This is a genomic window from Bacillus sp. V33-4 (assembly GCF_002860225.1).
In the GTDB taxonomy this organism is placed as follows: Bacteria; Bacillota; Bacilli; order Bacillales; family Cytobacillaceae; genus Bacillus_BJ; species Bacillus_BJ canaveralius.
In genome coordinates this window covers 1-14,239 of sequence record NZ_PGVC01000036.1, presented here as the reverse complement: position 1 = coordinate 14,239, position 14,239 = coordinate 1, and the positions used below count along the sequence as shown (strand labels likewise).

The window sequence follows — 14,239 nt, the reverse complement described above, 5'->3', positions numbered from 1 at the left end:
AGGAGTGTTAAGGATATGGAATCAATCAAGCAAAGGGCTCTCGTTGATCGGGAAGCGCCCAATCGCTCAACAGGGATCGTCAATGGACAAAGCTCAAATATTCTGAACTGGGATGACGTCCGCTTCCCATGGGCTTATCCGAAATATAAGGTAATGCTTGCGAATTTCTGGACGCCCTTTGAGATTAATATGAGCAAAGATATTAAACAGTTTCAAGCTCTTAATGACATTGAAAAGGAAGCTTTTTTAAAAATCATTGGTTTGTTGGCATTGTTGGACAGCATTCAATCCGACTACGCGAGCAAAGCCGCCGATTATTTAACGGATTCTTCTCTAAACGCGTTAATGATCATGCTCGCCCAGCAGGAAGTGATCCATAACCATTCCTATTCATACGTCTTGTCCAGTATTGTACCAAAGAAAAAGCAGGATGAAGTGTTTGAATTTTGGAGAACCGAACCAACCTTGCAAAAGCGAAATGATTTTATCACGGACGGCTATCGCAATTTTACACAAGAGCCGACAGTTGAGAATTTCCTGAAATCGATTATATATGATGTGATCCTTGAAGGATTATTCTTTTATTCCGGTTTCGCCTTTTTTTATAACCTTGCCCGTAACCAGAAGATGGTTGCTACTTCGACGATGATTAACTATATCAATCGTGATGAACAAATCCATGTCGGATTATTTGAAAAAATATATAAAGAAGTACTCAATGAAAATCCGCAGCACCGAACAGAAGATCTCGACAATTTTGCGATCGAAACATTTCAAAGAGCCGCAGAATTGGAAATCGAGTGGGGAAGACAAGTGATTGGTGATAAAATCGATGGCATTACGATGAGTGATCTTGAACAATACATTCAATATATGGCGAACAAACGCTGCAATCAACTCGGCCATGGACGACTCGTTTTTCCCAATGCACCAATAAAAAATCCGATGCGCTGGATTATCGCCTATCAGGAAGTTGATCTCGGCAAAACAGATTTTTTCGAACAGCGTTCGCGCCAGTATACGAAGACTTCAGATGCGAATGGCTTTGATGATCTTTAAAATTAAACAGAACCGCCCGTGATCATTCCCGGGCGGTTCTGTTTTTAACGATGGCTTAGCTGTTTCCCCGCCATTTCCATCCACTCTAGCTGTCGCAGCCTTACCTCGAACATCCTTAATGGATCGCGGTACAATTCTGGATTCGTTCTGATCTGGTCCAGTGCAGCCTGCTTTTCCACGATTTCGCTTTGCGTCTCCTCGACGGTCTGCTTCAAAACACGGAACGGGTTTCGGAAGAATATTGTAACATCGCGCTGAAGCGTCCGTTCAAACATTTCAAATGGCTGCATAAAATTATTGATAATTAACGTTTTTGCTTCTTCATAATCTTCGTTTTCTACGAACTGTGTGTATTTATTATAGAGCATTACCTTGTTTTGCTGGATGGCACCGAACAATTTTCCCGCACTCTTTAATAGAAACTGGGAAGGTGTGAATCGAAGCAAAATATTTACTGTATCGACAGGCACTCCACTCGTCATCCGGTCCGCATCACGGCGCCAATCATCAAGCACTTTGAAATCACACTCAAGCTTGATCCGCTCTTCTTCAAACATCGAATTGAAGCCATCACTCATATCGGCTAAAAACGCCTGGCTTTCGCCAAACTCGTTCTTTGAAAACTCAATCCATTCCTCAAGCTCCTGATTGAATTTCGGCAACATCGTTTCAGAGAGATACTCCCGAATTCTCCTATTCATCTCATCATTCAGTTTAACATGGAGGCTGCCAAAGTCACTATCCTCTTCAATGATATCTGAACAGCCCTGGAGAAGCTTTGGAATTTGATCTTCAAGTTCATTTTTTATCTTCTGTTTTCTACCGCGGTAAGATTTTTGAATAATATTAATCTTTTCTTTTTCGACATCACTAAGCTGATTGATCGCACCGTTTAACTTGTTCGCCATTTCCTCATTCCATTTGATCGATTCGATCAAACCATTTTCCATTTCGACCCTGCTTTTCAGAAGCATCGTAATCGTTTCCCGTATCAAGAACAACAAATTGGAATTCCGCCTTTCCACCGTGTTTACGTTACTAGCATTTGCCTGAATAAATTCTGCAAGGTCGCTTAATTGCTGTGTGCTTTCATAATTAGACGAAAAAGCAAACAGCTTTGCTTCCGGGAAATATCCATGAATTCTTGTCCAAGTATCATCTACCAATTTGATCGCTTCCTGTTCATCTGCAATCGAATCAATATTATTTAATAAAAAGTGGACCGGAAGATTTGGTGCTTCCCCGGCAATTTTTAAAAGCAGATCACGTTCCCTCTCTGTAAAAGGGGAACCCGCATCAAGCACAAACAAGAGGCTGTCTGCCAAATGCAGATACTGAACTGCCTCGTTTCTTTCACTGCGCGTTCCTCTAAAGTTAGGGATATTAAACAATGACAGCCCGTTTTCAGTTAAGAAGCGGCTCGAAATCTTAAAATCGACAACAGTTCCTTCCGCAGAAGCAGCCGCTAACTCGGGTATATGCCTGATTTCGGAATCATCAATTTCAGTGATTTCATTGTCTTCATCACCTTTAAAAAGAACAGCTGCCTGAACATCATTTTCTAAAATATTCTCACCGAGGATCGCATTTATGAAAGCTGACTTCCCATTTCCCGGACTTCCGGCAATCAGGAGATGATGCGTGTTGAGATCAGCCAGCTCGCCCGCCAACCATTTAATACGATTTCCTATCTCGACTTCATTCTGTTCCGACCATGCTGTGATTGTATCAAAAAGACGCAGGCTTTCTTCATGGCCATTACCTCGCGTCCTGAACGCTGCAATAACGTTTTCTGCCTCTTCAGCCGCTGAAACCTTTATCGTCGAAGGAAATAGCTCGCTCCATGCCAGTACGGCAGACGCTGAGTATAAACCATGGCTGTTATCGGAAATTTTCAGCCAATTGCTTAGATGATTGGGAACAATCCCCGACAGTTTTTTTAACAGGTATTTTCCACTCATTAAATCGAGGAAAGATTGTTGATAAAGGGTGGAAAGCTCTGTCCAGGAGACAGACTGGTCAACTTCAATCTCAGCTAAAAAGCGGTCCATGTCGCGAATCCAGGAGAAATAGGTATCCTCGCCTTTGTAGCTGTTCCATAATGAAACAACTATTTTCTCAAGACGCTTTTTATCTGAATGGTACAGTGCCATCAAAACATCCATAAAATAGTCCGGTTGAATCTTTTTTGTTAAACCATCTTGAATATAGGTATTTAAAAGATCAAACCAATGTAGTGATTGCGTCCTGATTGCCTCATTTACTGCCAATTCAATCGCATTTCTCGCATCTCCGTGCTCTTCAAAGAAAGTTCTTGCGATTTCAGTAATATTCGGATAATCGGGATTGAGAACAACCGCTTCTTTTATCACTTTTGTGGCACTATCCAATTTGCCCTGCTGTACGTAGAGGGTAAATAACTGCAGGGAAACTTCTGTTTTTAAAATGGTGTTATCAGTTTGAACTGATTTATAGATGCTCTCGGCTGTTGATAATATTTCAAGCGCAAAATAAGCATCAGCCATATTTTTTTTTGCCCATGGCTCTAGTTCATTGTCGATATTTTCCCATTTAAAAATGGCAGCTTCAAAATCATAGTTCGCGTAGTACACTTCCCCCTGGGCAAAACGGATATAGGACAAATCAGGAACATCCTTCTGCTGTTCTTTTACGTAAAGCTCACCCAGTACACGCGATGGCTGGCTGGCATCATTTTCATCGGTAAATGTTTGGTAAAATTCTTTTTTGATTAATTGCTTTTCCACAATTCGTTCCTCCGCTGATCGTATTTACAAGTCATCTTACTTGAACAAAAGCGTAAGTGCCTTGAACAGCCCTGACAAGCGCTGGAGGGCCTGACGGTGAAGTCGTTCTTTGACTTCATTGGCAGGACCGAAGCGACTCGAAGGGCTAGGCACTGGAGCTGGACGACTAGACATCGGACTCAAAGTTCCTCCAAGTCCATAGTATAATAATTGCTATATGACAAGAGAGAGGTAAATATGCTATAAGTCTTTATCCTTATTATTCTATCAGAGTTATTATTGCAAAAAGTTTCATTTAGCTTTCATTTTTAATACAAAATGATGGCGGTTTGTTACATTATTGACAATATAAAAAGCGATTAGAGAGAAGATCCGCTCTTAATCGCTTTTTATTTGTTATTGCGAAGATGCAGTGCGCCGACTGCGCATCAATCCTCTACGTGCTTCTATAAGAGTAAAGACGATGGCAATAACGAGAAAAAAACTGGAAATCTGGAAAAGTGCAGCCGTTTCAACATATTGGGCCAGTATGCCAAACACGACTCCGCCCAGGCCAATCCCAAGGTCCATTGCCGAAAAAAACATTCCGTTTGCCACTCCGCGCCGGTGCGGCGGTGTCATTGACAATGTCCATGATTGCAGCGTTGGAATTAAAGAACCAAACCCGGCTCCAAACAAGGTTCCCGCGATGATGATGAAGAGATTCGAATGGGCGAAAGAAAGAACCCACATTCCGATAAACGTTAATGACGTACAGAACAGCACAAGTCCAAACGGCCCCCTCCGATCAAACCATTTACCGGCAAATGGTCTCGATAAAGATGCCATAATCGCATTGAACAAATAAAATAGAAAGATTTGATCAATTCCGCGCTCTTCCCCAAAGATCACGATAAATGTCACAACCGATCCATAACCAAAGGTGATCATGACCGTTACAAATGCAGGATACAAGCTTGTTTTTTCAATCAGCGAACCAAAGTAGGAAAATTTCAGTTCCTCTTTGCCTGTTTTTTCAACAACTTCCGGCGTCCGGTAGCGAGCAATGGCCAGAAGCAGAATGGCAATGACTCCTAATGCCACTGAAATATAAATTAAATTATCAAAAGTGGTGACTTGAAACAAATAGATACCGAGGCTTGGTGCGATAATCATTCCAATCGTGACCGACAGGCCATAATATCCCATGCCTTCACCTAAACGTGAGTTTGGGACAATATCAACAGCCGCTGTTCCATTTACGGTAGTCGACCAGCCCCAGGCAAGTCCATGAATGAACCGCAGCAACAGAAAGATAACGACAACTTGAGAAATCGGATAAAGCACCGTAATAAGCATAAGTGCTAGTGCCCCAACTATCACTAGCGGCTTCCTTGCCTTATACTCGAGCAAATACCCGATAAACGGGCGGCTGAAGACCGCACCTATTGAAAAAAGTGCTGTGACAAGACCGATTTGCAGCCCCGACGCACCGATCGATTTAATGTATGGCGGCAAAGTGGGAATCAGCATTTGAAATGACATAAACACAAACAAATTACCGGCCATTAACATAATGAAGGACTTAGTCCAGAGCGTTTCTTTTAAGTTATGTTGATCCAAGGATCTCCCTCCCTTTGTTATGAAAAAGGAACCTTCTATCATGAAGATCCATGTACAATTAATCCTTCTAAAAGGATTATATTTCGTCCCGCTAAATATTAACACACCTAGTGAAAAAAAGGTATTTAAAAATGGATCCTAAAATATAAACAAGAACCGGTTTAGCTTCGGTTCTTTAACCTTACGTTACTTTTCCCCAATTCCGTTTGTTGATAACACAATCTAAAGCCGGAATGTTATGCCAGTTTGTTTTCCCTCTTATGTACAGCTCCACATAAATAGAACCTGCTGATAGTTTCTCATCAGCAGGTCTAGGTGTTAACGTCTATTACTTTTTGGGTCAAATGCATCACGGAGACCGTCTCCGATAAAGTTAATACAAAGGACAGTTGTTAAAATGGCAAGTCCCGGTGGTATCCATGCTTCCGGGCTGTTTCGTAAAATACGCAAGCTTTGCGCCTCGGAAATCATATTGCCCCATGTTGGCGTAGGCTGTGGAATTCCAAAGCCAATAAAGCTGAGTGCAGATTCAACGATAATCATCGTTGCCATCATCAATGAAGCATTTACAACAATTGGCCCGATCGCATTCGGGATGAAATGCTTAAAGATGATTCGGGCATCGCTGGCACCGATTGCCTTTACGCCGAGAATAAACTCTTGTTCTCGCAGCGACAAATAGGTTCCCCTGATAATCCTCGTCAGGTTGGGCCATGTGGTTAGCGCAATAATCGTCACAAATAGCCCGATCGTTACCTTTTCTAAAACGGCAACAACCGTTAATACGATAACAAGGAATGGAAGAACCAGCATCATGTCAGCAGCACGCATGATGATCGCATCAATTTTTCCGCCATAATAACCTGCGATTGAGCCTAGTGTTACACCAATTACGAGTGTAAATAACATCGCACTAAAGCCCACAATTAGAGAAATTCGTCCGCCGTATAAAAAGCGAGAAAGATTGTCCCTTCCTGAGCTGTCATTTCCAAGTGGGTGGTCGGCACTTGGCGGACGTTCAATCATCATTAAGTTGGATTTAGTCGGACTCTGGTCCGTAAAAAACGGTGCAAGAATCACCATAATTATAATCAAAGTAAGGATGATTACGCCGGCGACTGCTAATTTATTTTTCATAAAACGAGCGAGCGCAAGCTGGAAAGGCGTTTTTCCATATTCCGACTTGCCTTGCGGTTGGATTTCCGGATTTGTATTCACCGTATCTTGCGGATTAAGTTGCATATTATTCACCTCAGTCGTAGCGAATTCTTGGATCGACAATGCTATAAAATATGTCAGCCAATAAATTGCCTAATAAAATAAAGAAACCGAACATTAAGTTAAGGGCCATGATAACCGGATAATCACGATTTCCGATCGATGTGATAAACAGTGTACCAATACCGGGAAATTGGAATACCCCTTCTGTAATAATGGCGCCACTGAGCAATGTACCAATTTCAAAACCCAATAAAGTAATGATAGGAATCATAGCATTGCGGAGTGTATGCTTGTACAAAACAGATCGGTCTGTCATTCCTTTTGCTTTAGCTGTCCTAATATAATCGCTGCTAAGCACATCAAGTACTTCTGAACGCATATAGCGCATATATGAAGCTGTTCCTGCTAAACCAAGGGTAATACCCGGAAGGACTAGATGGTGAAGCCTGTCCACAAACAGTTCCATGCCTGTAAGTCCAGGAGATGAAACTGAGCCTTGCGATGGAAACCAGCCAAGCTGAATTGAGAAAAAGTAGATGATGACTAAGCCGAAAAAGAAGCTTGGAACCGCTAGTCCAAAAAAACCAAATGCAGTTGCGCCATAATCAAGCAATGAATATGGCTTACGAGCAGAATAAATACCAATCGGAATCCCGACAATTAGCGTAAGAGCCAACGCAAATGTTCCTAAATACAGTGTGTTGACGATTCGGCCGTTGATTAAATCAGATACTGAACGCCCTTTGTAAGCAATCGATTCTCCAAAATCCCCTTTAGCAGCATTCTTCACCCAGTTCCAATATTGAACATGTACGGGATCATTTAGTCCAAGGGCCTCCCTTTGCTTCTCAATCGCCGCAGGATCGATATTCGGATCTAGAAGTCTACCGGCGATCGGATCTCCCGGTGCGGCTTGAATTAATCCATAAACGGCAATGGTGAGGACGAAGAGCATTGGTATAAAAATAAGAAAGCGTCGGATGATATACTTGTACAACGTTTCCTCCTCCATTCTAAACAGCACAAGCGCACTATTTGATCCATCCAGGTAAGGATTAGACTCTCTTTTGAAGGACAAACATCCAGCCGATCATCTTTTTAATTACCGGAAAGTCGTGCGCTTGAGCAATACTTTTTATTTCTTGACAAGAAAAGAGCGTGCGGCGTTATCCACACGCTCTTTCCCGTCAGTCTTTTTCCTCTTATTCAGTTACCCACCACAAGTGTGGCTTATTAATCATGCTATACGGCAATTCATCGACACCCTGCAGACGCTTATTATGTGCCCACAAGCTGTTTTGCGCATAAAGTATTAATGCAGGCAGATCGTCCTGGAACTTTACTTGCCAGTCGCTATATACCTTGTTGCGGTATTCAGCATCAAATGCTTCCGGTGCTTTCATTGCATCTAGTAACAGCTGATCTGCCTCTGGATTGTTCCATCGGCCATAGTTATAACCTGCGTCTGTAGACCATAATCCACTAGGGTCTGGATCACCACTGTCCAAACTCCAGCCTAACAGGTAAATATCCCAATCCTGATTATCTTTTTCTAGCGCTTCTGCATAAACAGGGAATTCCATTGGCTGGCGAAGATCAACTTTGATGCCTACATCTTGAAGCATTTCTTGAATGATTGGTGCAGAACGTTCACGAAGCTTGTTTCCTGTTGGATAGTTCATTGTTAATACCCATTCATTTCCTTGTGGATCTTCACGGAAACCGTCATTGTTCGTATCAACATATCCTTCTTTGTCCAACATTTCTTTTGCTTTTTTAGGATCAAATTTATATTGGTTTGGTTTTTCGTCATCATAAGCCGGGAATTGTGTAGCAATTGGTGCATTGATAACATTGCCTTGGCCGTAGAGCAATCCATCAATTAAGCCTTGACGGTTAACTGCATAGGCGATTGCCTGACGTACATTTTTGTTGGAAAGCTTTTCGTTTGGCACCCAATTTTCAGGTTTGATTGCACCGGATGCAGCATCTTCAGGTGTACGGTGGTTCACCATAAAGCCCATGATCTGGTATCCAAAGTCAGGCTGTTCAATGATTTCAAGGTTTTCCATTGCATCTACAGTTTCATAGTCGGCAGCCTGGAATCCATTTGGCTCAGCAACAAAGTCAACTTCGCCATTTTCCAGCATTCCAAGAATGACAGCCTGGTCTACAATACGCCATACAATTTTATCAAGGTATGGTGCACCCTGCCAGTAATCTTCATTTCGTTCAAGAACGTATTGCTCCCCATCCACCATTTCAGTGAATTTGAACGGACCAGTACCAATAACTTTGCCAGCCTCCAATGTTCCTTCATGTTTAGGAATGTCAGCTATAGGAACATCTTTAAAAATGTGTTCAGGAATAATATCGAAAGATGCATCTTTAAGGGCTGTTACGTTCGGTGCGGCAAACTTGAATGTAACAGTGTGATCATCAACTGCGACAACACCCGGGAATTCAGTGGACGCGCCAGTAGAGAATTCTTCATAGCCTAGCAAACGGACCGCAAAGTCTTGGCGTACACCGCCTGCTTCAGCATATCCAGGGGTGGATAGGGTTTTATAAGTAAATACCACATCATCGGCAGTGAATGGCTCACCATCATGCCATTTTGCATTTTCTCGCAATTTAAACGTTACTTCAGTCTGATCATCATTAAACTCCCAAGACTCAGCAAGATTCTCAATAAACTCTAAATCTTTATTCTGGGTAAGTAATCCTTCATGTGTGAAATCAAGAATATTTGCTTCATAAGCTGATGTATAGTAAATAGGGTTAAATACTCCCTCTGGCGGAGTATCCATTGCACCGGTTAACGTACCGCCTTTTTGCGGCTCACCGCTTGCTTCCTCACCTTTACCATCGTCTGAAGCAGGCTTGTCTCCACCGCCATTACACGCAGCAAGCAATCCTAATACTAGAACGAACACAAGCATTTGTAACCAACGTTTCTTCTCTTTCAAAATATTCACCCCTTTTAAATTTTCGGTTTTACATGGTGGAACATCAATCTCTCCGTTCAGCACCACCTCCTTACAGAACAGTTGATTTGGATTATTTGTCGTACAAATGGCACGCAACCAAATGATCGTTGCCAACATTAATTAATTCCGGACGATCAACTGCACAGCGTTCGTGGGCATGTGGACAACGAGTCCGAAATGTACAGCCTGATGGAGGATTTGACGGACTTGGCAAATCCCCTTTCAAAATAATTTTCTCCCTGCGCTTGCGGACGTCGATAGTCGGTACAGACGATAGCAATGCCTGAGTATAAGGATGAAGCGGAGTTTCATAAAGATCTTTCTTGGGAGATATTTCAGCAATACGTCCCAGATACATAACCGCTACCCGGTCACTGATATGTTTAACGACACTCAAATCATGGGCAATAAACAAATATGTTAGATCAAACTCATCCTGAAGATCGGCCATTAAGTTAAGAACCTGGGCTTGAATCGACACGTCAAGTGCTGAAACCGGTTCATCACCAATGATGAACTTTGGATTAAGGGTAAGTGCCCTGGCAATACTGATCCGCTGGCGCTGGCCTCCAGAAAACTCATGGGGGTATTTATGCCTTGCATCGGGGCGAAGCCCTACTTTTTCAAGCAAGCTGCTTGCTATTTCTTTACGCTCGCTTTTGCTTTTGTTTGTTTGAACGAGCAAAGGTTCCTCAATCAGCTCACCGACACTCATTTTCGGATTTAGTGAAGCAAATGGATCCTGGAAAATCATTTGCATATCCCGGCGGTAAGGGCGCATCTTCCGGTTCCCCAATGTGGTTATATCATCATTATTAAAAATGATTTGCCCTTCGGTCGGATCGAGCAAACGCAGAAGCACCCGGCCAAGAGTCGACTTTCCCGAACCCGATTCACCTACAACTCCAAGCGTTTCGCCTCTTCGAATATCAAGCGACACATCATCAACCGCTTTTACGTGGCCGACTGTTTGTCTTATAATCCCCCCCTTGATCGGGAAGTACTTCTTGATGTTTTTAGCCTGCATGATCAAGTCATGCTTTGTCTCTGTTTTTATCTCTTTTTCTGTAACTGACACGTATAAAGCCCCCTTCTATTCATATAGATAGCAACGCACGTTGTGGCCCGGTTCTGTTGCATAAAGGTCCGGGTTGGCCTGCCGGCATTTGTCCATCACATGCGGACAGCGGTCGGAAAAGCGGCAGCCAACAGGAAAGTTATATGCAGGTGGAACTGTGCCTTTAATGGATCCCAGTCTGTCAACGTCTTTATCCAGGGCTGGCAAGCTTTCAAGCAATCCGCTTGTATAAGGGTGCTTTGGCTCCTCAAATAGCCTTTCAACAGTCGTTTCTTCGACGATTTGCCCGCCATACATCACCATCACCCGGTCTGCATATTCTGCGACCACACCGAGGTCATGCGTAATCAACAAGACTGCCATATTAAACTTCTTCTTCATCTCGTCCAAAAGATCGAGAATCTGGGCTTGAATTGTTACATCAAGTGCAGTTGTCGGCTCGTCCGCAATTAATAATTTTGGATCACACGAAATTGCGATCGCGATCATCGCCCTCTGCCTCATTCCGCCGGACAGCTGGTGCGGATATTCCTTCATCGTTTCTTCCGCTCTTGGAAAGCCAACAATCCTTAAAAGTTCTACCCCTCTTTGATACGCTTGTTTTTTTGTCAATTTTTTATGTCTTACCAATGTTTCGACAATTTGGTTGCCAATTGTAAATACCGGGTTTAACGCAGTCATCGGCTCCTGGAAAATCATCCCGATTTCACTGCCGCGCACTGTTGACATTTCTTTATCGGACAGGCTGACAAGGTCTTTGCCGCCAAATAAGATTTTTCCTTCTTTGATTTTTCCTGGTTTGTTGACCAGCTTCATGATCGACAGCGATGTAATACTTTTTCCGCTGCCTGATTCTCCAACGAGGGCTACTGTCTCGCCGGGATTTATTGAAAAGTCAACACCGTCGACCGCCTTGGCTATCAACTTTTTGTCCAAATCAAAATATGTCTTTAACCCCTCAACATTTAATAATGCATTTTGAGCCATTTATGTCTGTCACCTCAACTTCAATTCTCTTTATCTAAAGTTCTACTAATCACTTAGTTATTACTTTATGAATGTCAGTATACCGTTAAGAAGTAATTTTTTCAATATAAAGAAAACTAAAAAATAAGATAATGTTCCTAAGATCATAAAAAAACAGTTAATTACCCTATATTTCGACATATTAAACTGGTGCAATTTACATGAAAAAGATTATGTAATGTTCGGATTTAAATGTAAAAACAAAACTTTATAAACGATTTTTACAAGTAAAAGCATAAACGCTTTAAAGTGATAATGTAAGCTGTCGCAACATATTAATCTTGTTAGCATTCTATTAATTTGTTTTATTAGGAAATTTTTAAGCAAAAGCTAAAACCGAACTTTTTACATATACACGAACCTTTAAAAGTAGCGAATTATGTTGTAAAAGGGATCGTCTTCCATCCATTTTTAAAGAAAGCATTTTCATTTTTCCACGTCGGAAATACACAGTTTAACTATATTAAAATTATTTTTTGCGATAACTCTTTATTCTTGACCCCTATTGTTCGTAAAGCAGGCGATCACAACTCCATTTTCTTGCGTATTGTCTGCAACACGCTTGAATTTATGCTCTTTTATGAGTAGTATATAGTTCTATGGAAATATATAAGGGATACCTTTAAAATAAGAGATAACTTACATAAAAAGAAAGGCTGATACTGTTTGGAACAAAACTCGTCAAACTTTATTCGGACCATTATTCAAGAGGATTTGGAAACAGGGAAACGCGACAAAGTTGTCACCCGTTTTCCGCCGGAGCCGAACGGTTACCTTCACATTGGCCACGCGAAGTCGATCGTCATTAATTTTGGCCTCGCCGATGATTTTAACGGGAAAACCAATTTGCGTTTTGATGACACCAACCCATTAAAAGAAGACCAGGAATATGTTGACTCAATTAAGGAAGATGTCAAATGGCTTGGCTATGAATGGGATGAACTGCGCTTTGCCTCAGACTATTTCGAAGAAATGTACAACCGGGCTGTCCTGTTAATTAACAAGGGAAAAGCATATGTGGATGACTTAACGCCCGATGAAATCCGTCAATACCGCGGCACATTAACAGAGCCTGGAAAAGAGAGTCCTTATCGAAATCGTTCGATTGAAGAGAACTTGGATTTATTCGAAAGAATGCGCAACGGCGAGTTTGAAAACGGTAAAAAGGTGCTGCGCGCAAAAATTGATATGTCTTCACCGAACGTTAATTTGCGCGATCCCGTCATATACCGGGTTTCCCATGCGACACACCACAACACTGGTGACAAATGGTGTATCTATCCGATGTACGGGTTTGCCCACCCGCTTGAGGATGCTATTGAAGGCGTCACGCATTCTCTTTGTACAACCGAATTTGAGGATCAACGCCCGCTTTATAATTGGGTCGTTGAAGAGTGCGAAATGGAAAACAAGCCACAGCAAATTGAATTCGGCCGGCTAAACCTGACAAACACGGTGATGAGCAAACGAAAGCTAAAGCAGCTCGTTGAGGAAGAATTTGTCGACGGCTGGGATGATCCAAGAATGCCGACGCTCTCCGGCTTAAGACGAAGAGGCTATACCCCGGAAGCGATTCGCGAGTTTATTCAAGCAACAGGTGTTTCAAAAGGGTTTGGAATAGTTGATTCTGCGATGCTTGAACATTTTATTAGAGAAGATTTAAAACTGAAAGCGCCAAGAACGATGGGAATTTTACGGCCTTTAAAAGTCGTCATTACCAATTATCCTGAGGGCCAGGTCGAAATGCTTGATGCCGAAATCAATCCGGAGAATCCGGACATGGGAATGCGCCAAATCCCTTTTTCACGAGAAATCTATATCGAGCAGGATGACTTCATGGAAAATCCTCCGAAAAAGTATTTCCGTCTTTTCCCCGGCAATGAAGTACGCTTAAAGCATGCCTACTTCATCAAATGTGAGGAAGTTATCAAGGACGAGAACGGCGAAGTGATTGAGCTGCGCTGCACGTACGATCCCGAAACAAAAAGCGGGACAGGCTTTACCGGCCGAAAAGTGAAAGGAACGCTGCACTGGGTTGACGCAACTCAAGCCATTCCCGCGGAGTTCCGGCTGTATGAGCCATTGATTCTCGATGCGGATACAAACGAAAATGAAGATGTTGATAGCATGGAAGAGAAAACGTTCCTTGATTATGTGAACGATAATTCCTTGCAGATCGTGCAGGGCTTTATCGAACCAAACATGAAAGATGTCAAGCCGCATGATAAATTCCAATTTTTCAGGCACGGGTACTTTAATGTCGATCCAAAGCTTGCAACAGAGGCAAAAGCAGTTTTCAACTTGATCGTATCGTTGAAAAGTTCGTTTAAACTATGATCACTGGGTGAAGGTGACAATTTCTCCTAACTCTCACAACACCGTCGTACTGTTCGCTATACGGTGGTTTGATATGCATAAACGAATCGATTGATATCTTTTGTAGAGTAGAAAACAGGAATTAGATATTGTCTTCTTGTCCTCGGGTTTCAGGGTGTTCC

9 protein-coding genes are annotated in these 14,239 nt (G+C 42.3%); 2 read left to right on the top strand and 7 right to left on the bottom strand.

The window, feature by feature from the left end:
- Window positions 1-15 precede the first annotated feature (15 nt).
- Entirely contained in the window at window positions 16-1,059 is a 1,044-nt protein-coding gene (locus tag CVD23_RS13860) for a ribonucleotide-diphosphate reductase subunit beta (RefSeq protein WP_101666348.1), read from the top strand.
- 44 nt (window positions 1,060-1,103) lie between these two features.
- On the opposite strand, the gene CVD23_RS13855 is transcribed toward CVD23_RS13860, so the two are convergent.
- The 7 genes from CVD23_RS13855 to CVD23_RS13825 form a co-directional block, all read right to left on the bottom strand.
- Window positions 1,104-3,824, bottom strand: coding sequence for a GTP-binding protein (locus CVD23_RS13855; protein ID WP_257988478.1), 2,721 nt, complete (start codon window positions 3,822-3,824; stop codon window positions 1,104-1,106).
- Window positions 3,825-4,220: 396 nt separating this feature from the next.
- Window positions 4,221-5,378: an MFS transporter gene (locus CVD23_RS13850; RefSeq protein WP_245917237.1), complete on the bottom strand. Its 1,158-nt coding sequence runs from the start codon at window positions 5,376-5,378 to the stop codon at window positions 4,221-4,223.
- A 366-nt stretch (window positions 5,379-5,744) separates the two neighbouring features.
- A complete protein-coding gene (gene opp4C / locus CVD23_RS13845; RefSeq protein ID WP_101575246.1) occupies window positions 5,745-6,668 on the bottom strand; it encodes an oligopeptide ABC transporter permease in 924 nt (307 codons plus the stop codon).
- Between the two features lie 10 nt (window positions 6,669-6,678).
- On the bottom strand, window positions 6,679-7,644 hold the full coding sequence (locus tag CVD23_RS13840) for an ABC transporter permease (RefSeq protein WP_101575245.1): 966 nt from the start codon (window positions 7,642-7,644) through the stop codon (window positions 6,679-6,681).
- Window positions 7,645-7,849: 205 nt separating this feature from the next.
- On the bottom strand, window positions 7,850-9,625 hold the full coding sequence (locus CVD23_RS13835) for a peptide-binding protein (RefSeq protein WP_308314942.1): 1,776 nt from the start codon (window positions 9,623-9,625) through the stop codon (window positions 7,850-7,852).
- An 82-nt stretch (window positions 9,626-9,707) separates the two neighbouring features.
- A complete protein-coding gene (locus CVD23_RS13830; RefSeq protein WP_101666346.1) occupies window positions 9,708-10,715 on the bottom strand; it encodes an ABC transporter ATP-binding protein in 1,008 nt (335 codons plus the stop codon).
- Window positions 10,716-10,730: 15 nt separating this feature from the next.
- A complete protein-coding gene (locus CVD23_RS13825; RefSeq protein WP_101666345.1) occupies window positions 10,731-11,702 on the bottom strand; it encodes an ABC transporter ATP-binding protein in 972 nt (323 codons plus the stop codon).
- Window positions 11,703-12,407: 705 nt separating this feature from the next.
- Between CVD23_RS13825 and CVD23_RS13820 the strand changes: the two genes are divergently transcribed.
- Window positions 12,408-14,078 carry a glutamine--tRNA ligase/YqeY domain fusion protein gene (locus tag CVD23_RS13820; RefSeq protein ID WP_101666344.1) on the top strand — a complete coding sequence of 557 codons (1,671 nt, stop codon included), beginning with the start codon at window positions 12,408-12,410 and terminating at the stop codon, window positions 14,076-14,078.
- Window positions 14,079-14,239: the final 161 nt, after the last annotated feature.